24 protein-coding genes are annotated in these 23,670 nt (G+C 41.3%); 23 read left to right on the top strand and 1 reads right to left on the bottom strand.

Features of this window, described 5'->3' with window-relative positions; all coding sequences use genetic code 11:
- From ADM50_RS06155 to ADM50_RS06125, 7 genes are all read left to right on the top strand, one after another.
- Positions 1-360, top strand: a complete 360-nt coding sequence (locus tag ADM50_RS06155; RefSeq protein ID WP_000689619.1) for a S1 RNA-binding domain-containing protein — start codon at positions 1-3, stop codon at positions 358-360.
- 53 nt (positions 361-413) lie between these two features.
- Entirely contained in the window at positions 414-1,163 is a 750-nt protein-coding gene (locus tag ADM50_RS06150; protein WP_049484875.1) for a tRNA1(Val) (adenine(37)-N6)-methyltransferase, read from the top strand.
- On the top strand, positions 1,153-1,437 hold the full coding sequence (locus ADM50_RS06145; protein ID WP_000349631.1) for a GIY-YIG nuclease family protein: 285 nt from the start codon (positions 1,153-1,155) through the stop codon (positions 1,435-1,437). Before ADM50_RS06150 ends, ADM50_RS06145 begins: the two co-directional genes overlap by 11 nt.
- 85 nt (positions 1,438-1,522) lie before the next feature.
- Positions 1,523-2,458 (top strand): manganese-dependent inorganic pyrophosphatase, encoded by a 936-nt coding sequence (locus ADM50_RS06140; protein WP_049484874.1) that lies wholly within the window; start codon positions 1,523-1,525, stop codon positions 2,456-2,458.
- An 85-nt stretch (positions 2,459-2,543) separates the two neighbouring features.
- Positions 2,544-3,056, top strand: coding sequence for a YiiX/YebB-like N1pC/P60 family cysteine hydrolase (locus tag ADM50_RS06135; RefSeq protein WP_049484873.1), 513 nt, complete (start codon positions 2,544-2,546; stop codon positions 3,054-3,056).
- Positions 3,040-3,690: a DUF1803 domain-containing protein gene (locus tag ADM50_RS06130; protein WP_049484872.1), complete on the top strand. Its 651-nt coding sequence runs from the start codon at positions 3,040-3,042 to the stop codon at positions 3,688-3,690. Before ADM50_RS06135 ends, ADM50_RS06130 begins: the two co-directional genes overlap by 17 nt.
- A 101-nt stretch (positions 3,691-3,791) precedes the next feature.
- On the top strand, positions 3,792-3,992 hold the full coding sequence (locus tag ADM50_RS06125) for a CsbD family protein (protein WP_000051179.1): 201 nt from the start codon (positions 3,792-3,794) through the stop codon (positions 3,990-3,992).
- A 31-nt stretch (positions 3,993-4,023) separates the two neighbouring features.
- Here ADM50_RS06125 and ADM50_RS06120 read toward each other — a convergent pair whose 3' ends face one another.
- Entirely contained in the window at positions 4,024-5,469 is a 1,446-nt protein-coding gene (locus ADM50_RS06120) for a UDP-N-acetylmuramoyl-L-alanyl-D-glutamate--L-lysine ligase (RefSeq protein WP_049484871.1), read from the bottom strand.
- A 105-nt stretch (positions 5,470-5,574) separates the two neighbouring features.
- Here ADM50_RS06120 and ADM50_RS06115 point away from each other — a divergent pair, with 105 nt between their 5' ends.
- The 16 genes from ADM50_RS06115 (at position 5,575) to ADM50_RS06040 (ending at position 23,612) form a co-directional block, all read left to right on the top strand.
- Positions 5,575-7,197: a putative polysaccharide biosynthesis protein gene (locus ADM50_RS06115; RefSeq protein ID WP_049484870.1), complete on the top strand. Its 1,623-nt coding sequence runs from the start codon at positions 5,575-5,577 to the stop codon at positions 7,195-7,197.
- Between the two features lie 202 nt (positions 7,198-7,399).
- A complete protein-coding gene (locus tag ADM50_RS06110; RefSeq protein WP_049484869.1) occupies positions 7,400-9,358 on the top strand; it encodes a peptide ABC transporter substrate-binding protein in 1,959 nt (652 codons plus the stop codon).
- A gap of 145 nt (positions 9,359-9,503) precedes the next feature.
- Positions 9,504-10,598 carry a cystathionine gamma-synthase gene (locus tag ADM50_RS06105; RefSeq protein ID WP_049484868.1) on the top strand — a complete coding sequence of 365 codons (1,095 nt, stop codon included), beginning with the start codon at positions 9,504-9,506 and terminating at the stop codon, positions 10,596-10,598.
- A 7-nt stretch (positions 10,599-10,605) separates the two neighbouring features.
- The gene (locus ADM50_RS06100; protein ID WP_049484867.1) at positions 10,606-11,772 is read left to right on the top strand and encodes a MalY/PatB family protein; all 1,167 of its coding nucleotides are present in this window, start codon (positions 10,606-10,608) and stop codon (positions 11,770-11,772) included.
- A gap of 91 nt (positions 11,773-11,863) precedes the next feature.
- Positions 11,864-14,959 carry a pilus expression-regulating Snf2 family helicase gene (locus ADM50_RS06095; RefSeq protein WP_049484866.1) on the top strand — a complete coding sequence of 1,032 codons (3,096 nt, stop codon included), beginning with the start codon at positions 11,864-11,866 and terminating at the stop codon, positions 14,957-14,959.
- A gap of 47 nt (positions 14,960-15,006) precedes the next feature.
- Entirely contained in the window at positions 15,007-15,618 is a 612-nt protein-coding gene (gene zapJ, locus ADM50_RS06090) for a divisome accessory protein ZapJ (RefSeq protein ID WP_000806747.1), read from the top strand.
- A gap of 11 nt (positions 15,619-15,629) precedes the next feature.
- A complete protein-coding gene (murC, locus tag ADM50_RS06085; protein WP_049484865.1) occupies positions 15,630-16,964 on the top strand; it encodes a UDP-N-acetylmuramate--L-alanine ligase in 1,335 nt (444 codons plus the stop codon).
- Between the two features lie 9 nt (positions 16,965-16,973).
- Positions 16,974-17,441 (top strand): GNAT family N-acetyltransferase, encoded by a 468-nt coding sequence (locus ADM50_RS06080; protein WP_049484864.1) that lies wholly within the window; start codon positions 16,974-16,976, stop codon positions 17,439-17,441.
- Entirely contained in the window at positions 17,438-17,941 is a 504-nt protein-coding gene (locus tag ADM50_RS06075) for a GNAT family N-acetyltransferase (protein ID WP_049484863.1), read from the top strand. The genes ADM50_RS06080 and ADM50_RS06075 overlap by 4 nt, the downstream gene beginning before the upstream one ends.
- A gap of 74 nt (positions 17,942-18,015) precedes the next feature.
- Positions 18,016-19,767 carry an endolytic transglycosylase MltG gene (gene mltG, locus ADM50_RS06070; protein ID WP_080983077.1) on the top strand — a complete coding sequence of 584 codons (1,752 nt, stop codon included), beginning with the start codon at positions 18,016-18,018 and terminating at the stop codon, positions 19,765-19,767.
- A 62-nt stretch (positions 19,768-19,829) separates the two neighbouring features.
- Positions 19,830-20,312: a transcription elongation factor GreA gene (gene greA, locus ADM50_RS06065; RefSeq protein ID WP_000818765.1), complete on the top strand. Its 483-nt coding sequence runs from the start codon at positions 19,830-19,832 to the stop codon at positions 20,310-20,312.
- Positions 20,313-20,388: 76 nt separating this feature from the next.
- Positions 20,389-21,753: an amino acid permease gene (locus ADM50_RS06060; protein WP_049484862.1), complete on the top strand. Its 1,365-nt coding sequence runs from the start codon at positions 20,389-20,391 to the stop codon at positions 21,751-21,753.
- A gap of 100 nt (positions 21,754-21,853) precedes the next feature.
- Entirely contained in the window at positions 21,854-22,264 is a 411-nt protein-coding gene (locus tag ADM50_RS06055) for a GNAT family N-acetyltransferase (protein ID WP_049484861.1), read from the top strand.
- Positions 22,265-22,461: 197 nt separating this feature from the next.
- Positions 22,462-22,671: a helix-turn-helix transcriptional regulator gene (locus ADM50_RS06050; protein WP_001107495.1), complete on the top strand. Its 210-nt coding sequence runs from the start codon at positions 22,462-22,464 to the stop codon at positions 22,669-22,671.
- Positions 22,661-23,134 carry a DUF6773 family protein gene (locus ADM50_RS06045; protein ID WP_049484860.1) on the top strand — a complete coding sequence of 158 codons (474 nt, stop codon included), beginning with the start codon at positions 22,661-22,663 and terminating at the stop codon, positions 23,132-23,134. Before ADM50_RS06050 ends, ADM50_RS06045 begins: the two co-directional genes overlap by 11 nt.
- Entirely contained in the window at positions 23,124-23,612 is a 489-nt protein-coding gene (locus ADM50_RS06040) for a DUF6773 family protein (RefSeq protein ID WP_049484859.1), read from the top strand. The genes ADM50_RS06045 and ADM50_RS06040 overlap by 11 nt, the downstream gene beginning before the upstream one ends.
- Positions 23,613-23,670 lie beyond the last annotated feature (58 nt).

Here is a 23,670-nt window from a genome sequence, read left to right as displayed (position 1 = left end):
ATGAAAATTGGTGATAAGCTAACTGGGCGTATTACAGGAATTCAGCCCTATGGTGCCTTTGTTGAGTTAGAGACAGGGGTGACAGGGCTGATTCACATCTCGGAGATTCGGACGGGATTTATTGAAAATATCTATGACATTTTAAAAATTGGCGATGAAGTCCAAGTTCAGGTGGTGGATTTTGACGAATACACTGGGAAGGCTAGTCTTTCCATCCGTACTTTGGAGGAAGAAAAACATCAATTGCCAAGACGGAGACGTTTTTCAAATGATCGGATAAAGCACGGTTTTGCACCACTTGGACGAATGATGCCTGTTTGGACGCGTGAAGCATTGGAGCATTTAAAGAAGAAGCCATAAATACGATTATTTAAATTATTTGTAATATTAACATTATTTGCTATAATAAAAGTATGAAAGAAGAACAATTATTAAAACCAGGAGAGCGAATCAATCAGCTCTTTTCAACAGATATAAAGATCATCCAAAATAGAGAGGTGTTTAGCTATTCGGTGGATAGTGTTCTTTTATCACGCTTTCCTCGCTTCCCTGAACGGGGTTTAATTGTGGACTTTTGTGCTGGAAATGGTGCAGTGGGACTTTTTGCTAGTTCACGTACTCAGGCGCGGATAATATCTGTAGAGATTCAGGAGCGCTTGGCGGATATGGCAGAGCGTTCGGTTCAGTTGAATGGCTTGGAAGAGCAGATGCAGGTCATCTGTGATGATTTGAAAAATATGCCTGCCCACATTCAGGGAAGTAAGGTGGATATGATTTTGTGTAATCCGCCTTATTTTAAGGTGGATCCGCATTCCAATCTGAACGAGAGTGAACACTACCTTCTGGCCAGACACGAAATTACGACTAACCTGAAAGAAATTTGCCGTAGTGCTCAGAGTATTCTCAAGTCTAATGGCCGTTTGGCCATGGTTCATCGTCCAGATCGGCTCTTGGATATCTTAGACATGCTTCAACGCCATAATTTGGCACCCAAGCGCCTGCAATTTGTCTATCCTAAACGTGAGAAGGAGGCCAATATGCTCTTAATCGAAGCTATCAAGGATGGATCGACCAGTGGCTTTAAGGTCTTGCCACCACTCATCGTTCACAATGATGATGGTTCTTATACACCAGAAATTCAAGAGATTTACTATGGATCATAAGGCCTATATGTATGTGGTGGAGTGTCGCGACGGTTCTTACTATACGGGCTATACAACGGATGTGAAGAGGCGCCTTGCCGTTCATAATAGTGGTAAGGGAGCCAAGTATACCCGAGCTCGCTTGCCAGTCAAACTCATCTATGTAGAGGGTTTTGCTAGCAAGGAAGAAGCCATGTCTGCAGAGGCTCTTCTCAAACGCAAGAAACGTCCACAGAAAGAACGATTTTTATCTGAAAATCAAGAGAAGAATCTAGTCAACCATATTGATGTCTAACGAGGAGTCTTTTGACTCCTCTTACTTTTGTCAAAAGAGGAAAAAAGTGCTACAATAAGATGAATAAATTTAAAGAGGTATTATAATGTCTAAGATTCTAGTATTTGGTCACCAAAATCCAGACTCAGATGCCATCGGGTCATCTGTAGCCTTTGCCTATCTTGCAAAAGAGGCTTATGGATTGGACACAGAAGCAGTAGCACTTGGAACTCCTAATGAAGAAACAGCCTTTGTTTTGAACTATTTCGGTGTAGAAGCACCACGCGTCATCACATCTGCTAAAGCAGAAGGTGCAGAGCAAGTTATCTTGACTGACCACAATGAATTCCAACAATCAGTGTCAGATATCGCTGAAGTAGAAGTCTACGGTGTTGTGGACCACCACCGTGTGGCTAACTTTGAAACTGCAAGCCCACTTTACATGCGCTTGGAACCAGTTGGATCAGCTTCATCTATCGTTTACCGCATGTTCAAAGAACATGGTGTAGCAGTTCCTAAAGAAATCGCAGGTTTGATGCTTTCAGGTTTGATTTCAGATACCCTTCTTTTGAAATCACCAACAACACACCCAACCGATAAAGTCATTGCTCCTGAGTTGGCAGAATTAGCAGGTGTGAACTTGGAAGAGTACGGTCTTGCTATGTTGAAAGCTGGTACAAACTTGGCTAGTAAATCTGCTGAAGAATTGATTGATATCGATGCTAAGACATTTGAACTCAACGGAAATAAGGTTCGTGTTGCCCAAGTCAATACAGTTGATATTGCTGAAGTCTTGGAACGTCAAGCTGAAATCGAAGCAGCAATGCAAGCGGCTAATGCAGCAAACGGCTACTCTGACTTTGTTTTGATGATTACAGACATCGTCAATTCAAACTCAGAAATCCTTGCTCTTGGATCAAATATGGACAAGGTGGAAGCAGCTTTCAACTTCAAACTTGAAAACAACCACGCTTTTCTTCCAGGTGCTGTTTCACGTAAGAAACAAGTGGTGCCACAGTTGACTGAAAGCTTTAATGCTTAAAATTTTGGGTATTATTTCAAAATAGAAAACAGTGTTTTCCATATAGCTAAAGGGGTTTCGGCTCCTTTTTTTCTAGGAGAGAAAGATGTTAGAAAATGGTGATTTGATTTTTTTGAAGGACCTTTCAGATATGGGGCAGGCCATCCAGGCTTCTACTGGGAACTATAGTCATGTAGCCATCTTTTTGGACGGTTTCATCTACCATGCTAGTGGGCAAGCTGGTGTCATTTGTCAAGAACCGGCTGAATTTTTTGAACCAACTCATCTCTACGATCTTTATGTCTATCCAGAGCTGGAAGCTGACTTGGTAAAGGAGAGAGCTAGCAAACATTTGGGTGCACCCTATAATGCCTCTTTTTATCCAGATGGGTCTGGCTTTTACTGCTCTCAGTACATCGCTGAAATCCTACCGATTTTTGAAACTATTCCCATGAAATTTGGTGATGGGGAGCAGGAGATTAGTGATTTTTGGAGAGAATATTACAGGAAACTCGAAATTCCTGTGCCTCTGAACCAGCCAGGAACCAATCCCAGTCAGTTGGCAGCATCTCCTCTTTTAGAATGTAAAGAAAGGAATATTCATGATTCAGATTTTTAATCCTTCTCGTTTGACTCGACAGCCATTTTTTATAGATTTGGTGGACTATCTGGACCAGCATGACGATGTGATTCTACGAGAAATCAAGGCTCAGTTTCCAGATGTAGCAGTTGATAAACTCATGGAAGAGTATATAAAGGCCGGCTTGATCCGAAGGGAAAACAAACGCTATTCACTCAATCTCCCTTTTTTAGAATCAATAGACAATCTATCCCTTGACCAAGAATTTTTTGTCAGAGAGGATAGTCCAGTCTATCAAGCTTTGCTGAAGAAGACTTTTGAGACAGAATTGCGCAATCAAACCAATGCTGCCATTTTAGTCGAACGTACGGACTTTGCAAGAGAAAAGATGACCTTGTCCAACTATTTCTACAAGGTCAAGAATCAATATCCTTTGACAGAAAAACAGCAGAAACTCTATGATATTTTAGGAGATGTCAATCCTGAGTACGCCCTCAAGTATATGACGACCTTTTTACTGAAGTTTCTCAAAAAAGACCAGCTCATGCAGAAACGTCGTGATATCTTTGTGGACAGTTTAGTCGTTCTAGGCTATATTGTTCAAAATGAAGCGGGGAAGTATGAGTTGGCTGTTGAGTTTGACAAGGAACGGTTGACTTTCTATTTACTTTAATTGCTTCATTTTGAGCAGATTGTTTGACTTTACTAAAGAATAAGCATAAACTGAATGTAAGCGATAACGTTTATCGTATTAAAAGCAAAGGAGACAGAACTATGTCACTTGAAAATAAATTGGATCAAGCAACTGGTGCTATCAAAGAAGGATTTGGTAAAGTTACTGGCGATAGCAAGACAGAAGCAGAAGGCACTGTAGAAAAAACAGTTGCGAAAGCAAAAGAAGTTGTTGAAGATGCTAAAGGTGCTGTAGAAGGTGCCGTTGAAGGTCTTAAAAATTCATTTAAGAAAGAAGACTAAAAAAATCAAGGGAATGTTTCCCTTGATTTTTTTATAGGTAACGTTCTGCGATAGCTGCGTCTCCAGGATAGTCTTCTTTCTTTCCTTGGACGATCTGGTAGCAATCAGCTCCCTTGCCTGCAATAATCACGGCATCGAGTTCTTGATTTGTGATGGCCATGGCCGCCTTGATGGCTTCTTCACGATCGGCAATCTTTTCAACAGGATGACTGATATAGCTGCTGATTTCCTCTGCAATGGCCATTGGATCTTCATAGTTGGGGTCATCCGCAGTTAGAAAGACTTGAATCTCAGGATGTTGATTGAGAAGGAGTCCAAAGTCTTTGCGACGACTTTCACCCTTGTTTCCAGTCGAACCGAGAACCAGGGCAATCTTTCCAGTTTGATGGGTTTCAACAACAGAAATCAGTTTTTTCAGACTGTCACCATTGTGGGCGTAGTCGATGAAGACCTTGGCTCCATTTTTCTGAGTGAGAACTTCCATACGTCCAGGAACGCGGGTTGCAGCGATCCCTTTTTTTATGTCCTCCAGACTGGCACCTAGACGAAGACAGGCAAGTCCTGCAGCAACTGCATTTTCTTGGTTAAAGTGGCCGATGAGTTGGATATCATAATCACCAGCGAGTTTACCTGTAGCTGAAAAGCTAAAGGCTTTGGAGTTCTCGATTTGGTTACTTGACTGGCTACCATAGAAGTCATGCTCTTGATCTTCCACTTGTTCTTTCAATACAGAAAAGTGGTCCATGTCGCTATTAATGACAACTGCTCGGCTATTTTTCATCAAGAGACGTTTGTGATAGAAGTAGTCTTCAAAGCTAGGATGCTCAATCGGACCGATATGGTCAGGAGTGATGTTAAGAAAGACACCTACATCAAAGGTCAGGCCATAGACTCGATGAACAAGATAGGCTTGGCTAGAGACTTCCATTACAAGATGGGTTCTTCCATTCTTAACAGCCTGAGCCATCATGTCGAAAAGATCGATATTTTCAGGTGTCGAGAAGGAAGATTTAAAGAAGGTCTCGCCATCCAAAGTTGTGTTCATAGTTGACAAGAGAGCTGTTGGGTAGCGTTGAGATAGGATGTGGTAAGCAAAGTACGCAGCTGTCGTCTTTCCTTTTGTCCCTGTGAAAGCGAGAATTTTGAGTTTTTCTTGTGGATTACCGTAAAATTCCATAGCAATCAAACTCATGGCTTTTTTGATATCGTTCACAACGATGACGGGGATACCGACTTCGTAGTCCTTTTCTGCGACATACCAAGCTAATCCTTGCGTTATAGCGGATAGGAGGTATTCTTTTTTAAAAGCAGCGCCTTTTGCAAAAAAAAGAGTCCCTTCTTTTACTTTTCGGCTGTCATAACTGATGCTATCAAAAACAACGTCACTGTAGTTGTAGTGGTAATGTCCTTGGTCAACAATCTCACGAAAAAGGCCATCTTTCTTTAAAATATCTAATACGGTTTCAATCTTAATCATACTTTCTATTATAAACTTCAAGCCCGAATTTTACAAGTAACAAGGAAAAGTTTATAATGGAAGATAAGGAACTTTTCCTAGTTATCAAAATTGAATGAGGAAGCTATGTCTAACGAAAACAATCACCAGCAAGCCCAGATGTTGCGAGGGACTGCTTGGCTAACAGCTAGTAACTTTATTAGTCGCCTCCTTGGTGCTATCTACATTATTCCCTGGTATATCTGGATGGGGACCTATGCTGCTAAGGCAAATGGACTCTTTACCATGGGCTACAATATTTACGCCTGGTTCTTGCTGATTTCGACAGCGGGTATCCCAGTTGCGGTCGCCAAACAAGTAGCTAAGTACAATACCATGCGAGAAGAAGAGCATAGCTTTGCCTTGATTCGGAGTTTCCTAAGCTTTATGACGGGCTTGGGCTTAGTCTTTGCTTTGGTCTTGTATCTCTTTTCTCCCTGGTTAGCAGATTTGTCAGGTGTGGGGAAAGACCTGATTCCCATCATGCAGAGCTTGGCTTGGGCAGTCTTGATTTTCCCATCTATGAGTGTCATCCGAGGTTTCTTCCAAGGGATGAACAACCTCAAACCCTATGCTATGAGTCAAATCGCTGAGCAGGTGATTCGTGTCATCTGGATGTTGATGGCAACCTTCTTCATTATGAAGATGGGTTCTGGTGACTACCTAGCAGCCGTTACCCAATCGACCTTTGCGGCCTTTGTGGGGATGGTGGCGAGTTTTGCAGTTTTGATTTATTTCCTTGCCCAAGAAGGTTTACTCAAAAGAGTATTTGAAACACGGGATAGGATCAATAGTAAGCGACTCTTAGTCGATACCATCAAGGAAGCCATTCCCTTTATCCTGACAGGATCAGCCATCCAGCTCTTCCAGATTTTAGACCAGATGACCTTTATCAATAGTATGAAGTGGTTTACTAACTACAGCAATGAAGACTTGGTTGTCATGTTTTCTTATTTTTCTGCCAATCCGAATAAAATTACTATGATTTTAATCTCTGTAGGGGTTTCCATTGGTAGTGTCGGCTTGCCGCTGTTGACGGAAAACTATGTAAAAGGTGACTTGCCAGCTGCGGCTCGCCTAGTCCAAGATAGCCTCACCATGCTCTTCTTATTTCTACTACCGGCAACAGTTGGAGTGGTCATGGTAGGGGAGCCTCTTTATACAGTCTTTTACGGTAAGCCAGATAGTCTGGCCATGGGCTTGTTTGTCTTTGCAGTTTTGCAGTCTACTATCCTAGGCTTGTATATGGTCTTGTCTCCTATGCTTCAGGCCATGTTCCGAAACCGCAAGGCAGTTCTATACTTCATCTATGGTTCCATTGCTAAGATTGTCTTGCAATTGCCAACCATTGCTATTTTCCATAGCTATGGTCCCTTGATTTCAACGACTATCGGTTTGATTATTCCGAATGTCCTGATGTACCGAGACATCTGCCAGGTAACGGGTGCTCGTCGAAAGATTATATTGAAGCGAACCATTTTGATTACCATCTTGACCCTTGTCATGTTTATCCTAGTTGGCTTCTTGCAGTGGCTACTCGGTTTTGTCTTCCAACCAAGTGGACGTTTTTGGAGTTTCCTTTATGTGGCTCTCATCGGAGGGCTTGGAGGAGGTCTTTATGGTTTGATGAGCCTACGGACACGACTCTTGGACAAGATAATCGGCAAAGCTCAAGCAGACAGACTACGTACACGATTGAAAATATCGTAAAAAGATTTATAAATAAAAGTAATAAATTTAACCTTTCTTTAACAGAAAGGTTTTTATACTACATTTTTCTTAAAAAAAGAGAACTTTTTCTAAAATCAAGAGCAAAAAATATGCTTTTTTAAGTTTTTCTTCAGAAATTACTTGACTAAATAAAACCAAAGCTGTATAATAAGACAAAACTTTTAAACAGGAGGTTCTGGAAATGAAAAAGTCTAAGGCCAAGTATCTGACACTTGCAAGTGTCGTGTTAAGCGCAGGTATCTTACTGAGCGCATGTGGAAATTCAAGTAGCGCTTCTAAAACATACAACTATGTTTATTCGAGCGATCCATCTAGTTTGAACTATCTTGCAGAAAACCGTGCAACAACCAACGACATCGTTACCAATTTGGTGGATGGGCTGATGGAAAATGACCAATATGGTAACTATGTTCCATCATTGGCAGAGGATTGGACTGTTTCTCAGGACGGTTTGACCTATACTTACAAATTGCGTAAGGATGCAAAATGGTATACTTATGAGGGGGAAGAATACGCCCCTGTAACGGCCCAAGACTTTGTGACAGGTTTGAAATATGCTGCTGATAAAAAATCCGAAGCCTTGTACCTGGTTCAAGACTCGGTAGCAGGTTTGGATGACTATATCAACGGGAAAACAACTGACTTTTCAACTGTCGGTGTTAAGGCGGTTGACGACCAAACAGTTCAGTACACTTTGACACGTCCAGAATCTTATTGGAATTCTAAAACAACTTCAACCATTCTCTTCCCTGTCAATGCAGATTTCTTAAAATCAAAAGGGGATGACTTTGGTAAGGTAGACCCTTCTAGTATTTTGTACAATGGACCTTTCTTGATGAAATCGTTTGTTTCAAAATCTGTTATCGAATTCAAGAAAAATCCCAACTACTGGGATGAAAAAAATGTCTTTGTGGATGATGTGAAATTGGCCTATTATGATGGTAGTGACCAAGATGCACTAGCACGTAACTTTGTAGAAGGAGTATACAGCTACGCGCGTCTCTACCCAAATAGCTCAAGCTTTGAAGGTATTAAAGAGAAGAACAAGGATAACATCATCTATAGTATGCAAAACGCAACTTCTTATTACTTGAACTTCAACTTGGACAGAAAGTCTTATAACTTCACGTCTAAATCTTCAGATATCGAAAAGAAATCAACCCAAGAAGCAGTTCTGAATAAAAACTTCCGTCAAGCCTTCAACTATGCTTATAACCGTACAGCCTATGGAGCACAATCTCAAGGGGAGGACGGAGCAACAAAGATTATTCGTAACTTGGTTGTACCTCCAACATTTGTAAGTATCAACGGAAAAGACTTTGGCGATGTTGTTTCAGAAAAGATGGTCAACTATGGCCAAGAATGGCAAGGAATCAACTTTGCAGATGCTCAAGATCCATACTACAATCCTGACAAGGCCAAGGCTAAATTTGCAGAAGCTAAGAAAGAATTGGAAGCTAAGGGTGTACAATTCCCAATCCACTTGGACGTATCAGTTGACCAATCAGCTAAAAAAGGTGTACTTGAAGCAAGTTCTTTGAAACAATCCATCGAATCTGTTCTAGGAGCTGAGAATGTGGTTATCGATATCCAACAGCTATCAACAGATGACTTTGACAACTCTAGCTACCTAGCTCAAACTGCAGCTCAAAAAGACTTTGATATCTATAATGGCGGTTGGAGTGCGGACTACTTGGATCCATCAAGTTATCTTGATATCTTAAATGTCAATAACGGTGGTATGTTGCAAAACATTGGTCTAGAACCAGGTGAGGTCAATGACAAGGCTAAGGCAGTTGGTCTGGATACTTACACTCAAATGTTAGAAGAAGCGAACAAGGAGCAAGAACCAGCAAAACGTTATGAAAAATATGCTGAAATTCAAGCTTGGCTCGTTGATAGCGCCCTTGCTATTCCAAACGTTTCTCAGGGTGGAACACCGACCTTGAGAAAGACAGTTCCATTCTCATCACCATTCTCACAAGCTGGAAATAAGGGTGTCGAATCATACAAGTACCTCAAGTTGCAAGATAAGACTGTAACGGCTGATGAGTATGAAAAAGCGAAAGAAAAATGGCTAAAAGAAAAAGAAGAATCAAATAAAAAAGCCCAAGAAGAACTGGCAAAACACGTTAAATAACCAGTCTATTCAACAGGAAAAACGATAGTTTCTCAAGGAACTATCGTTTTTATATAGTTTGAAACTATAGCTAGCTCTTGAAAACAAGAAAATAAGTTAGTGAAAATAAGTGGTACAATAGTTACTATAGATTTGGAGGTATTGTATGAGCAAAGAACTACACATCAACACAATTTTGGCCCAGGCGGGAATCAAGTCAGATAAGGCAACAGGTGCCTTGGTGACGCCACTTCATTTTTCAACAACTTATCAGCATCCAGAGTTCGGTCAGTCTACGGGATTTGACTATACTCGTACTAAAAATCCAACTCGGAGTAAGGCGGAGGAAGTCTTGGCTGCGATTGAATCAGCAGACTATGCCCTTGCGACGAGTTCAGGTATGGCTGCGATTGTACTGGCCTTTAGTGTTTTTCCAGTAGGAAGTAAAGTCTTGGCTGTGCGCGATCTGTATGGAGGTTCTTTCCGTTGGTTCAACCAAGTCGAGCAAGAAGGCCGGTTCCATTTTACCTATGCCAATACAGAAGAAGAGCTAATTGCTGAGTTAGAAAAGGATGTGGATGTTCTCTATATCGAAACACCAACCAATCCCTTGATGTTGGAATTTGATATTGCCAAACTAGCCAAACTAGGACATGCCAAGGGTGCCAGGGTAGTGGTGGACAATACCTTCTACAGCCCAATTTACCAACGACCGATTGAAGATGGTGCGGATATCGTTCTTCATTCTGCTACCAAGTATCTAGCAGGGCACAATGATGTTTTAGCTGGGGTGGTTGTAACTAATAGTTTAGAACTATATGAGCAACTTTTCTACAATTTGAATACGACTGGTGCGGTCTTGTCACCATTTGATAGTTATCAGTTGATTCGTGGTCTCAAAACTCTACCTCTTCGTATGGAACGTTCGACAGCCAATGCCCAAGAAGTGGTTGCTTTTTTGAAGGATTCACCTGCTGTTAAGGAAGTGCTCTATACAGGACGTGGGGGGATGATTTCCTTTAAAGTAGTGGATGAAAAACGTATTCCTCATATTTTAAATAGCCTCAAGGTCTTCTCTTTTGCTGAGAGTTTAGGTGGGGTGGAAAGCCTGATCACCTATCCGACGACTCAAACCCATGCGGATATTCCAGCAGAAGTGCGTCATTCCTATGGCTTAACAGATGACCTCTTGCGCTTGTCAATTGGGATTGAGGATGCCAGAGATTTGATTGCGGACTTGCGACAAGCTTTGGAAGGATAAGATAGATATGGGAAAATATGATTTTACAAGCCTGCCCAATCGTTTTGGGCATCATACCTATAAATGGAAAGAAGCGGAAGCTGATCGAGAAGTTCTACCAGCTTGGATAGCAGATATGGACTTTGTGGTTTTGCCTGAAGTTCGACAAGCTGTACAAGCCTACGCAGATCAGTTGGTCTATGGCTATACCTATGCCAGTGATGCTTTGATTGAGTCGGTTCAGGACTGGGAAGCCACACAACATGGCTATCACTTTGATAAGGATGCCCTCGTCTTTATCGAGGGTGTGGTACCAGCTATTTCAACAGCCATTCAAGCCTTTACAAAAGAAGGAGAGGCTGTTCTGATTAACACACCGGTCTATCCACCTTTTGCCCGCAGTGTCAAACTGAACAATCGCAGATTGATTACCAATTCTTTGGTGGAAAAGGACGGGTTGTTTGAGATTGACTTTGACCAGTTAGAGAAGGAATTGGTGGAAGAGGATGTGAAGCTTTATATCCTTTGCAATCCCCACAATCCTGGTGGACGTGTTTGGGAAAAGGAAGTGTTAGAAAAGATTGGTCATCTCTGCCAAAAACATGGTGTTTTGTTGGTTTCAGATGAGATTCACCAAGATTTGGCTCTCTTTGATCACAAACACCAGTCATTCAATACAATTGATCCAGCTTTTAAAGACTTTGCCCTTATCTTGAGTAGTGCCACTAAGACATTTAATATTGCTGGGACCAAGAATTCCTATGCAGTTATTGAAAATCCCAAGCTTCGTGTTGCTTTCCAAAAACGCCAGTTGGCCAATAACCAGCATGAAATCTCAGGCTTGGGTTATTTGGCGACAGAAGCTGCCTACCGTTATGGTAAGGACTGGTTAGGAGAGTTAAAGGAAGTCATCGAGGATCACATTAACTATATAGTGGATGTTTTGGGCAACGAAACCAAGATTAAGGTCATGAAACCGCAAGGTACCTACTTGATCTGGCTTGATTTTTCAGCCTATGACCTAACGGATGACCGCTTGCAAGAGCTTTTGAAGAATGAAGCCAAGGTTATCTTGAACCGAGGTTTGGACTTTGGAGAGGAGGGAACTCTTCATGCCCGCCTCAATGTTGCTATGCCTAAAACACTTTTGGAAGAAGTTTGCCAACGCATCGTGACCACTTTTGATACACTTTAAAATCGAGCCTTCTAGGAGAAAAGTCTTCCTAGAAGGCTATTTTCATAGGGGAAAATGTGGTATAATGAAAAGATAAGATAAAGGGGTAACTATGGCTAAATTGATTCCAGGAAAGTTGCGCATGGAGGGTGTTATTCTCTATGAGACAGGCAACATTGAGATTATCAAGGAAAAAGGAAATCGCCTCTATACTCGTGTGGCGGGAGAAGACTTGCGCTACAGTTTAGAGGATGATCTTGTTTTTTGTGCTTGTGATTTTTTCCAAAAAAGAGGTTACTGTCTTCACCTCGCAGCGCTTGAGCATTATCTGAAGAACGATGAAGAAGGCCAGGTGATTTTACAAGCCTTAGAAAAAGGACATGAAGAGCAAGAAGAGGTCGAAACCAAGGTTAGTTTTGGTGGTAGTTTTTTGGAGCGTATTCAACCTCAGAAGAGAGAGAAAATCTACACTTTGTCGGCTCAAGGCCAGGTAGAAGCTGGAACCAATCGTCTCCTTTGGACTCTCCGAATCGGTTTAGTTGATAGTCAAAAATATTATGTCATTCGTGACATCCCTCTCTTTTTGAAGGTCTTAGTCCTTCGAAAATCATATATGATTGGGAAACACTATGAAAATGACTTGTCTTGGGATGCTTTTGATACAGCTAGTCAAGAAGTTCTTACTTTTTTATGTGGCTTGATTGAGGAGGGACTGAGTCAAGACCTCTTTTTCCCCAATCAAGGTCGTCACCTCTTTTTCCCTCTGACCTTTTTTGAACAGGGAGTGGAGTTGCTGATGAATTTGGAGGATTTTCATTTCGAACATCAGATTACTAGTTATGAAAATCTTCTCTTTCATGATTTAGATCCAGATGCAGAACTGTTCTCTTTTTCCGTGCAGGAGTATCCTGATTATTTTGAGATGGAGATTTCTGAAAGTGAGCGAGTCAACGTATTTTATGGGGGAGCGGTTCTCTTTCATAAGGGGAATCTTTATCTATTAAACCCTAAACAAATCAGCCTACTAAAGGAACTCAAGGAGCTCCCTCAGGAGGAAAGAGGGAGGAAATGCCTCCAATTTGATAACAGTGATCGTGACCGCTTGGCAGCCTGTTTGCCTTTGTTTGGACAGCTGGGCACAGTTTCTGCTCCTGAGCGCTTGCAAATCAGATCCTTTTCACCAATCTTTTACTTTGATAGGGAGGATGACGGTCGCATTCGTTTGGATATCGAGTTTGATTATGGAGATCTTAAGGTGACTAGTCAGCAACAGCTGGAACAATTACCATTTTCAAGCGATGCCGTCTTGGAAAACCAGCTATTTCAAGTCTGTTTAGGAGCTGGTTTTGAGGCTGATTTTCAGTCTTGGAGACAGGCTTTGAAGCCAGAGGCAGTTTATTCTTTCTTTCACCATACGATTCCAGCTTTTGAGAAATTGGGTCAGGTTTTCTTGTCTGATGAAATGAATCAGCTATACAGTGCCCAAGCTCCTCAGGTTCAGATTGAGTCCAAGGGAGGACTGTTGGAGATTCAGTTTGATTTCCAAGGGATTGCCCAAGAAGAGATTGATCAAGCTCTTAAAGCCCTGACCAGCAATCAGGATTTCTATATCAGTTGTTCTGACCAAGTGTACTTTTTTGATGAGGAAACCAAGCAGATTCGTCAAAATTTGCAGGAACTGGGAGTTGAGCTAAAAGATGGTTCTTTTCAAGCTCGAAAATCTCTAGCTTATAGCCTTTCTCAGCTTTTTGAAGGTCGAGACAGGATTTCCTTCTCAGAGGAATTTCAGCACTTAGCTCATGATTTGACTCATCCAGAGGATTTTCCTTTGGGAGATATACAGGTTCAGGCGAGTTTGAGAGACTATCAGGAAAAGGGTGTCCGTTGGCTCCAGATGCTTCATCACTATGGCTTTGGTGGCATCCTAGCCGATGATATGGGACTGGGAAAAACACTGCAAACTATTGCTTTTTTGACCAGTCAGGTGACCGAAGAAAGTCGGGTCTTGATTTTAGCGCCGTCAGGTTTAATCTACAACTGGGCAGATGAATTTAGAAAATTTGCCCCACAGTTGGATTTGGCTGTCGTTCATGGTTTAAAAGCGAATCGAGAAGCAATTCTTTCTGAAAATCACCAAATCTATGTGACTAGCTATGCCACCTTTCGTCAAGACAGCGAGCTTTATCAAGAGATGGCTTTTGATTTTCTCTTCTTAGATGAAGCCCAGGTCATGAAAAATGCCCAAACCAAGATTGCTCAGAGTTTGCGCCAGTTTGTGGTGCCAGCAGTCTTTGCTTTGTCAGGTACGCCTATCGAAAATCATTTAGGAGAGTTGTGGTCTATCTTCCAAATTGTGCTTCCGGGGCTCTTGCCAAGTAAAAAGGAGTTTATGAAATTACCGGCTGACCGAGTCGCGCAGTTTATCAAGCCTTTCGTCATGAGGCGTAAGAAAGAAGAAGTTCTTACAGAACTACCTGATCTGATCGAAGTCGTCTATAAAAATGAACTGGAAGACCAGCAGAAGGCCATCTATCTAGCCCAGTTGCAACAGATGCGAGACCGCCTAGCTCAAGTGACAGATCAAGAATTCCAGAGAAGTCGGGTAGAAATCTTATCTGGACTCATGCGTTTGCGTCAAATCTGCGATACGCCAGCTCTCTTCATGGACGATTACCAGGGAGCTAGTGGTAAATTGGATAGTCTCCGAGATTTATTGCTACAAGTGGCTGATGGTGGGCATCGGGTCTTGATTTTCTCCCAGTTCAAAGGAATGTTGGAAAAAATCGAGAAAGAACTCCCAGACTTGGGCTTGACTTCCTTCAAAATCACAGGTTCAACTCCTGCTCATGACAGACAAGAGATGACCAAGGCCTTTAATCAGGGAGAAAGAGACGCCTTTCTCATCTCTCTGAAGGCGGGTGGTGTTGGTCTTAATCTAACGGGAGCTGATACAGTTATTTTGGTTGACCTTTGGTGGAATCCCGCTGTCGAAGCCCAGGCTATCGGAAGAGCACACCGCATGGGGCAGGAGCAGATGGTCGAGGTCTATCGTTTGATTACCAAGGGGACCATTGAAGAAAAAATCCAAGAACTTCAAGAACAAAAGAAACATTTGGTTTCCCAAGTTTTAGATGGTACGGAGTCGCGTGCGAGTCTCAGTCTGGCAGAAATTCGTGAAATTTTGGGAATTTCTGAAGCCAGCACTTGAAAAATCAAGACAATACGCTATAATGAAGTGTTGAAAGGAAATACAAAATGAAACAAGATCGATTTCCATTGGTGTCAGATGATGAGATCATGCTGACCAAAATGCCAGTCATGGACTTGTACGATGAGTCAGACTTTATTAGCAATATCAAAGGTGATTACCGCGATAAGAACTATTTGGAATGGTCTCCTATCAATGAGGAAGAAACCGTAGTTTCTCCAGTGGTTAATAAGGAGTCAAAGCCGAGCCCAGAATCTAAAAAGGTTGAAAAAACGTATGCTGAATTGGCTCGAGAAGAGGCGCGTGCGGATTTGAAGAAGAAACGTTCAGCCAAGTATTTGACTCAGGATGTTAGTCATACCAGACGACACAATGGTTCAACACTTGTTCGTCAAGGAAACCAACCAACAGCACCATTTCAAAAGGAAAATCCAGGTGAGTTTGCCAAATTTAGTAAAAACTTGAGCCAGTCTCACTATATCTTAGCTGAGGAGGTTGGCCAAGTAGCGAATCCAATTTCAAAAACCCAAACGGAAAAAGCTAAAAAGAACAACTATGATTTTCTAAAGAAGAGTCAAATCTATAATAAAAAGAATAAGCAAACAGAACAGGAACGTCAGGTTGCCCAAGAGTTGAATCTGACAAGAATTACTGAGTAGGGGAGAAAAGCATGTCAAAAACATATCATTTTATTGGAATCAAGGGATCAGGGATGAGTGCCTTGGCCTTGATGTTGCACCAAATGGGACATAAGGTTCAAGGTTCAGACGTTGAAAAATACTACTTTACTCAACGTGGACTAGAGCAGGCAGGGATTGCGATTCTTCCTTTTGATGAAAAAAACCTACAAGGTGATGTGGAGATTATCGCTGGGAATGCCTTCCGTCCAGATAACAACGTTGAAATAGCCTATGCAGATCAAAATGGTATCAGCTACAAACGTTACCACGAATTCCTAGGTAGCTTTATGCGCGACTTTGTCAGCATGGGAGTGGCAGGAGCACATGGAAAAACTTCAACAACAGGTATGCTGTCACACGTCTTGTCTCACATCACAGACACCAGCTTCTTGATTGGAGACGGGACAGGTCGTGGTTCAGCTAATGCCAAATATTTCGTCTTTGAATCAGACGAATACGAGCGTCACTTCATGCCTTATCACCCAGAATACTCTATCATCACCAACATTGACTTTGACCATCCAGACTACTTTACCAGTCTAGAGGATGTTTTCAATGCCTTTAACGACTATGCCAAACAAATTACCAAAGGTTTGTTTGTATACGGTGAAGATCCTGAGTTGCGTAAGATCACAGCCAATGCGCCAATCTATTACTATGGGTTTGAAGCTGAGGATAATGACTTTGTAGCTAGTGATCTCCTTCGTTCTACGACTGGATCAACCTTCACCGTTCACTTCCGTGGACAAGAATTGGGTCAATTCCACATTCCAACCTTTGGTCGACACAATATCATGAATGCGACAGCTGTTATTGGTCTTCTTTACACAGCAGGTTTTGATTTGAACTTGGTCCGTGAACACTTGAAAACTTTTGCTGGTGTTAAGCGTCGTTTCACTGAGAAAATCGTTAATGACACGGTAATCATCGATGACTTTGCCCACCATCCAACAGAAATCATTGCGACCTTGGATGCAGCTCGTCAAAAATACCCAAGCAAGGAAATCGTGGCAGTCTTCCAACCGCATACCTTTACAAGAACCATTGCCTTGTTGGACGAATTTGCCCATGCATTGAATCAAGCAGACGCCGTCTACCTAGCGCAAATCTATGGATCAGCTCGTGAGGTGGACCATGGTGATGTCAAAGTAGAAGACCTAGCTAATAAAATCAACAAGAAACACCAGGTTATCACTGTTGAAAATGTTTCTCCACTCCTTGACCATGACAATGCTGTTTACGTCTTTATGGGTGCTGGGGACATCCAAACCTATGAATATTCATTTGAACGTCTCTTGTCTAACTTGACAAGCAACGTCCAATAAGGAAAACAGATGGAAATTCCAATCACAATAAGGCAAGCTACCTTATCAGATTTAGAAGAAATGTTGGCGATTGAAGAAGCCAATCCTTCATCAGAAGAGACACTTAGCCACCAATCCTTAGAAGAGAGTATCCGCAAGACTGCGGGTACCTTTCTTGTAGCTGGGGATGAAAATCAGCTCTTAGGCTATGTTTTGGGAGAAGCTCAGTCTATTCATCCCAAATGGATAGAAATAAAATCCTTGACCATTCATCCTGACCATCGGGGACAGGGGTTGGGAACTCTTCTTCTTGCGGCCTTGAAACAGGTGACAGTCGAACTAGATTATCAAGGTATTCTTTTGCAGAGTCCTGATGAACTACTATCATATTTTGAAATGAATGGCTTTGTTGAAGAAGAAGTGACCGAGAGTCATTATGGCAGTGGTTCTGAATGGTATCTGATTTGGGAAAATCCTTTTTATCAGGAGGAAATATGAAAATCAGACAAGCAAGATTTTCGGATTTAGATCGGATTATAGAGATAGAGCTTGAGAATTTTTCACTGGAGGAAGCCATTCCTCGTTCGGTCTTTGAGGCCCATTTTCAGGAAATTCAGACCAGTTTTCTGGTAGCTGAAAAAGAGGGGCATATTCTTGGTTATATCGAAGGTCCAGTCGTCCCACACCGCCATCTCCAAGATCAGTCCTTTACAGAAGAAATAAAAGACTATAGCCATCAACCTGGAGGTTATATTTCTGTGACTTGCCTATCTATTGCCAAGGAAGCACAAGATTTGGGGCTAGGGAAAAGACTATTAAAGGCTCTGAAAGAAGTCGCTTTAGAACATGAGCGAGAGGGCATTAACTTGACGTGTCATGATTACCTTATCTCCTATTACGAAAAGCACGGCTTTGTTAATGAAGGAATATCCCAGTCAAGCTTTGCTGGGGAAACATGGTATGATATGGTCTGGCAGCCGAAAAATAAAGAAAACTAGCTAGGGAATGCCCTAGTTGGTTGCTTTTCTGCGACTTTTAAGATATAATATTATGGATTGTCAACAAGGAGGTAATGCTTTTGACTGAAAAATCAAGAGAAGAAGAAAAATTAAGCTTTAAAGAGCAGATTCTACGTGATTTAGAAAGAGTAAAAGAACAAGATAGAAGAGAGAAAGAAGTAGAGATTCCAAATCTGACGGCTTCATCATCTCAAGCTAGTTCAGCAACTCCTTCAGATCTTGAACCAGAAACATCAACAGAAGAGTTGATGGCTGATTCCCTATCTGTTGTCGATAAAATCCTAAAAAATGCACCAAGTGTTCCTCCACTTTCAAGTGCTAGAACTGATGAAACGGATGACCAAGAAGAGAAAGAGATTAGACAGCCAATCATCGACAAGATTGAAGTTGTAGAATCTGAAGAACCTCTAGTAGAGCCGATTCATCTGGCTGAAGAACCTGTAGTGGAACCCGTTCAACCTAAGGTAGAACCAGTTGAGCTTAAACCCGAAGAAAAAGAATTTAACGATACTCCGACTAAGGTTGCCGTAACCTATAAAACAGAAGACAAGAAAGAGGAAATCACCCCAGGAATGCCTGAACGAGTTGAGCCTGTTTCTACAGAATCTAGCAGTGGATTAGCTGATGCTCCGCGTCGTAGTCGTCGTCAAGGTGCAACATCAACTAAGAAAAAGAAGAAATCAAAAGCCAAAGGTTGCCTAGTAACAGTTCTAGTTCTCCTAGTACTCGTTGCAGTTGGCGGTTACTTTGGTTATGGTTATGTGCAAGATTCCTTGAAACCTGTGGATGCGAGCTCTAAGGACTACGTAACGGTTCAAATCCCAGACGGTGCAAATGTTCAAGAAATTGGAAGCACCTTGGAAAAATCTGGTTTGGTTAAACATGGACTTATCTTTAGCCTTTATGCTAAATACTATAGTCATGCCAACTTGAAGTCAGGTTATTACAACTTGAAGAAGAGTATGAGTACGGATGAGTTGATTCAAGAATTGCAAAAAGGTGGGACTCCTGAAGCTCAGGCACCTGTTCTTGCAAACTTGACAATTCCAGAGGGCTATACATTAGAGCAAATCGCTCAAACAGTAGGACAACTTCAAGGTGAATTTAAAGAACCTCTTACTGCGGATGCTTTCTTGGCAAAAGCTCAAGATGAGACCTTTATCTCACAATTAGTAGCCAAGTATCCAAACCTACTTGGAAGTCTTCCAACAAAAGACAGTGGCGTTCGTTATCGTCTTGAAGGCTACCTTTTCCCGGCGACCTATACAATCAAAGACAGTACAACTGTTGAAAGTTTGATTGATGAGATGGTAGCTGCTATGGATAAGGCTATGTCACCATATTACGCTACGATCAAAGAAAAGAATCTGACAGTTAATGAATTGCTCAGCATTGCTTCTCTTGTCGAAAAAGAAGGTGCTAAAACCGAAGACCGCAAGATGATCGCAGGTGTCTTCTATAACCGCTTGAATGCTGGTATGCCACTTCAAAGTAATATCGCTATCCTATATGCTCAAGGAAAACTTGGTCAAAAGATTAGTTTAGCAGATGACGCTGGAATTGATACAACGATTGATTCACCATACAATGTTTACACACACCTTGGCCTCATGCCTGGACCGGTTGATAGCCCAAGTTCGGATGCGATTGAAGCAAGTGTAAATCAGACAAAGAGTGAGTACTTGTACTTTGTAGCAAATGTTGAAGACGGTAAAGTATACTTTGCGACAACAAAAGAAGAACATGATCAAAACGTTGCAGAGCATATCAATAGCAAGTTACCTCAAGCAAGTAGTTCAAACTAAAATTATGTGGTTTTCCACATAATTTTGTTTTAAAAAAGTAAATAGAAAAGAAAGTTAAAAAAATGGCAGAAAAAACTTACCCAATGACCCTTGAAGAAAAGGAAAAACTAGAAAAAGAATTAGAGGAGTTGAAACTCGTTCGACGTCCTGAAGTCGTAGAGCGTATCAAGATTGCTCGTTCCTATGGAGACCTTTCAGAAAATAGTGAGTATGAAGCAGCGAAAGATGAACAAGCTTTTGTTGAAGGACAAATTTCAAGTCTAGAAACAAAAATTCGCTATGCTGAAATTGTTAATAGCGATGCAGTTGCCCAAGATGAGGTAGCAATCGGTAAAACAGTAACAATCCAAGAAGTCGGTGAAGACGAAGAAGAGGTCTACATCATCGTCGGTTCTGCAGGTGCAGATGCTTTTGCTGGTAAAGTCTCAAATGAAAGTCCGATTGGCCGTGCTTTGATTGGCAAGAAGACTGGTGATACTGCAACGATTGAAACACCAGTTGGTAGCTATGATGTCAAAATCTTAAAGGTTGAAAAAACAGCCTAAATAGAATGAAAAAGGAGTAGTGAAGGTTTTGCCTTGCTCAACTCCTTTTTGGTTTTTTAGATAAAAAGGAGACTATATGAGTGAAAATAAGAAGAAAAACAAAATGGAGCGTGGTTTAACCAATCGTCATGTTCAGGTGATGGCCATTGCGGGGACAATCGGAACAGGACTTTTCCTAGGTGCTGGTCGCTCTATCAGCCTTACAGGACCTTCTATCATTCTGATTTACATGATTACTGGAGCCTTTATGTTTTTGATGATGAGGGCTGTTGGGGAGATGCTGTATCAGGATCCAGAACAGCATACCTTTATCAACTTTATCACCCGTCATTTGGGGAAAGGCTGGGGATATTTCTCAGTTTGGTCTTATTGGTTGTCAGTTGTCTTTATCGGTATGGCAGAAATCACTGCCATCTCAGACTATGTCCGCTTCTGGTTTCCCACCTGGCCTAGCTGGCTGATTCAGCTTGTCTTTTTAACGATTTTGGCTTTGGTCAATCTGATTGCGGTTAAGCTCTTTGGAGAAGTCGAGTTTTGGTTTGCTATGGTCAAGATTGTGGCGATTTTAGCCATGATTACCACTGGGGTCTTTATGGTTTTGACAGGCTTTAAGACACCGCATGGTGTTGCAAGTTTGGCAAATATCAGCGACCAGTTCTCTCTTTTTCCAAACGGAGTTATGAACTTTGTCATGGCCTTTCAAATGGTATTTTTTGCCTATCTGATGATTGAGTTTATCGGGGTGACAACTTCTGAAACAAAGAACCCTCGTCAGGTCTTGCCTAAAGCTGTTAAGGAAATTCCTCTCAGAATTATCTTCTTCTATGGGGGAGCTCTCATTGCGATTATGGCCATTATTCCTTGGTCTTATCTTAATTCTTCAGATTCTCCTTTTGTAACGGTTTTTGAACTGGCGGGGATCAAGTGGGCAGCGGCTCTAATCAACTTTGTTGTCTTGACCTCAGCAGCGTCTGCTCTTAACTCAACTCTCTACTCAACAGGGAGACACCTATATCAGATTGCCCATGATTCGCCCAATCGTTTCTTAAAGGCCATCAAGGTCGATACCCTTTCTCGCCACAATGTTCCACAAAATGCCATCATCGCCTCAGCAATCTTGATTGCTCTCGCCGCCTTTATCAATGTGTTGCCAGGTGTTTCAGATGCTTTTGCTTTGATCACAGCATCCTCATCAGGTGTTTATATCGCGATTTATATCTTGATTATGGTGGCCCATCTCAAATACCGCAAGTCACAAGATTTCATGGCTGATGGCTACCTTATGCCTCAGTATCGCTTGCTTAATCCCCTAACCATTCTCTTTTTTGTCTTTGTTTTTGTGACTCTCTTTTTGCAAGAGTCTACCTTCATGGGGGCAGTTGGTTCTGCCATCTGGATCCTTGTTTTTGGGATTTATAGTCAGTGGAAATTTAGAAAATAAATCATGAACTCATCAACTCTGCTTGGTGAGTTTTTTCTAGTTTGACAGTCCATCGAAATAAGACTATAATCAAGCTATAGTAGTTTATTGGGAGGTTTGGATGCACGTTAGATTAGAAAATAAGGAGTCGCATAAAGTGCAGGAAATAGGGGATTTGATTCGTGCTTATAATCGTTCCAAAAGAGAAGAGGCTGAGAGCGAGCCACTGAATCTTTATCTCGAAGACGAAAAGGGCAATCTCATGGCGGGCTTAGTAGCTGAGACTTTCGGAAATTGGCTGGAAATCGAATATTTGTTTGTGAAAGAGGAATTACGGGGACAAGGAATCGGTTCGAAACTATTGCAGCGAGCAGAAAATGAAGCCAAGAATCGAAACTGTCGTTTTGCTTTCGTGAATACTTACCAGTTTCAAGCGCCAGATTTTTATCTAAGCCATGGCTACAAGGAAGTCTTTACCTTGCAAGACTATCCCTACACAGGGCAAAGATACTATTACCAAAAGGATTTGTGACCTAGACTTCTTTCTTTTGGAGAGGAACTTAGCTAAGTATCAAAAAAGAACGAATACTCTTTATCATGTAAGATGGTAGAGAGTTTTTTGTTAATAAAATCTTACGAAATGACATTTATATATTGCATTAAGTTAGATATATGGTATAATGTTTTTAAAAGAAGAGCAACTTTTTAAAAATGTGAAGGAGGACGCTAGTGGCTAAAAATTTAAAATTAAAATTAGCTCGTGTGGAGCTTGATTTAACACAAGGGGATTTGGCAGAGGCTGTGGGTGTTACTAGGCAGACTATAGGCTTGATTGAAGCTGGGAAATACAATCCTAGTCTCTCCCTCTGTCAGTCCATTTGCAGATGTTTAGGCAAAACTTTAGATCAATTATTTTGGGAGGAAGAAGATGAAAAATAGAAAAAAACTCGTGATCAAAGATGAACGTACGGAAAAATTAGACGGAAAGATTTCAGGAGAAATTCTCTTGGGAATGTGCCTATTTTTGGCACTGGAAATTTTTGCCAAAGTTTATATTTTCAATTTAACACTTTTGTCCTATTTACCAGAATTACTTTTATTGATTGGAGTCGGTTTGTATGCCATTATTCGCCGCATGTATGTAGGAATTGATATTCGAGATATTGTTGAGAATACTGGAAAAGAAAGAATTTTATCTGCTTTGGGATTTTCTATAGTGATTTTATTGATTGATATCGTAGGCAATCGCGAGGAATTGGTCAATCTATTGACTTGGAAGTACTCCCTAAAAGTGCTTCTAGCAGTTATCATCTATCTTGTTGGGAGTTTTTCTATGGATAGAGTTATCCTATACTTGAATCGCAGAAATCAGCAAGTTTGGGAGGAAGAAGATGAAAAATAGATTTTTTTATTATCAATTATTAGACGAAAGAGAAGAACAACTGTTTAACAAAGCTGGGACAGAGACTTTTTATATGTTTATCGGGCTCATTCTGCTAAGTTATTTGGTGGCTGTATTAGCACCTGCTCTTTTTAATCCTGATATTCTTCTGGTTACTCTTCTTTTAGGAATTTTCTTCTTTTTCAATCGTGCACGACAACTTGGAGTGACCTACTATAGTCGTTTTCATTTTACGATTGTAGGGTGTTTGCTGGTAACTCTCGCTATTACGACTCTTTTGATGTTGCAGAATTATCAATTCAATATCGAAATTTATCAGCACAATCCTCTGAACGTTAAATACTTGTCTGCTTGGGTCATTACTTATCTGATTTACCTTCCTTGGGTTTTTATCGGCAATCTCGGCCTTAAAAGTTATGGCGAATGGGCTCAGAAAAAGTTTGAGAAAGATATGGATGAACTGGAGAATGGAGAATAGCTTGTTAGCTTTTTATCAATCTTGGTAAAATGTGTTATAATAGTACTAATTTATCGGA

Source organism: Streptococcus oralis, assembly GCF_001075675.1.
GTDB lineage: Bacteria > Bacillota > Bacilli > Lactobacillales > Streptococcaceae > Streptococcus > Streptococcus oralis_V.
Note: the sequence above shows the minus strand (reverse complement) of the source record. Positions and strands in the feature narration are given on the sequence as shown.

Excerpts from the sequence above, each read along its gene's own strand:
- ADM50_RS06155 (WP_000689619.1), top strand. The coding sequence starts at position 1 with ATGAAAATTGGTGATAAGCTAACTGGGCGTATTACAGGAATTCAGCCC.
- ADM50_RS06150 (WP_049484875.1), top strand. The coding sequence starts at position 414 with ATGAAAGAAGAACAATTATTAAAACCAGGAGAGCGAATCAATCAGCTC.
- ADM50_RS06145 (WP_000349631.1), top strand. The coding sequence starts at position 1,153 with ATGGATCATAAGGCCTATATGTATGTGGTGGAGTGTCGCGACGGTTCT.
- ADM50_RS06140 (WP_049484874.1), top strand. The coding sequence starts at position 1,523 with ATGTCTAAGATTCTAGTATTTGGTCACCAAAATCCAGACTCAGATGCC.
- ADM50_RS06135 (WP_049484873.1), top strand. The coding sequence starts at position 2,544 with ATGTTAGAAAATGGTGATTTGATTTTTTTGAAGGACCTTTCAGATATG.
- ADM50_RS06130 (WP_049484872.1), top strand. The coding sequence starts at position 3,040 with ATGATTCAGATTTTTAATCCTTCTCGTTTGACTCGACAGCCATTTTTT.
- ADM50_RS06125 (WP_000051179.1), top strand. The coding sequence starts at position 3,792 with ATGTCACTTGAAAATAAATTGGATCAAGCAACTGGTGCTATCAAAGAA.
- ADM50_RS06120 (WP_049484871.1), bottom strand. The coding sequence starts at position 5,469 with ATGATTAAGATTGAAACCGTATTAGATATTTTAAAGAAAGATGGCCTT.
- ADM50_RS06115 (WP_049484870.1), top strand. The coding sequence starts at position 5,575 with ATGTCTAACGAAAACAATCACCAGCAAGCCCAGATGTTGCGAGGGACT.
- ADM50_RS06110 (WP_049484869.1), top strand. The coding sequence starts at position 7,400 with ATGAAAAAGTCTAAGGCCAAGTATCTGACACTTGCAAGTGTCGTGTTA.
- ADM50_RS06105 (WP_049484868.1), top strand. The coding sequence starts at position 9,504 with ATGAGCAAAGAACTACACATCAACACAATTTTGGCCCAGGCGGGAATC.
- ADM50_RS06100 (WP_049484867.1), top strand. The coding sequence starts at position 10,606 with ATGGGAAAATATGATTTTACAAGCCTGCCCAATCGTTTTGGGCATCAT.
- ADM50_RS06095 (WP_049484866.1), top strand. The coding sequence starts at position 11,864 with ATGGCTAAATTGATTCCAGGAAAGTTGCGCATGGAGGGTGTTATTCTC.
- zapJ (WP_000806747.1), top strand. The coding sequence starts at position 15,007 with ATGAAACAAGATCGATTTCCATTGGTGTCAGATGATGAGATCATGCTG.
- murC (WP_049484865.1), top strand. The coding sequence starts at position 15,630 with ATGTCAAAAACATATCATTTTATTGGAATCAAGGGATCAGGGATGAGT.
- ADM50_RS06080 (WP_049484864.1), top strand. The coding sequence starts at position 16,974 with ATGGAAATTCCAATCACAATAAGGCAAGCTACCTTATCAGATTTAGAA.
- ADM50_RS06075 (WP_049484863.1), top strand. The coding sequence starts at position 17,438 with ATGAAAATCAGACAAGCAAGATTTTCGGATTTAGATCGGATTATAGAG.
- mltG (WP_080983077.1), top strand. The coding sequence starts at position 18,016 with ATGCTTTTGACTGAAAAATCAAGAGAAGAAGAAAAATTAAGCTTTAAA.
- greA (WP_000818765.1), top strand. The coding sequence starts at position 19,830 with ATGGCAGAAAAAACTTACCCAATGACCCTTGAAGAAAAGGAAAAACTA.
- ADM50_RS06060 (WP_049484862.1), top strand. The coding sequence starts at position 20,389 with ATGAGTGAAAATAAGAAGAAAAACAAAATGGAGCGTGGTTTAACCAAT.
- ADM50_RS06055 (WP_049484861.1), top strand. The coding sequence starts at position 21,854 with ATGCACGTTAGATTAGAAAATAAGGAGTCGCATAAAGTGCAGGAAATA.
- ADM50_RS06045 (WP_049484860.1), top strand. The coding sequence starts at position 22,661 with ATGAAAAATAGAAAAAAACTCGTGATCAAAGATGAACGTACGGAAAAA.
- ADM50_RS06040 (WP_049484859.1), top strand. The coding sequence starts at position 23,124 with ATGAAAAATAGATTTTTTTATTATCAATTATTAGACGAAAGAGAAGAA.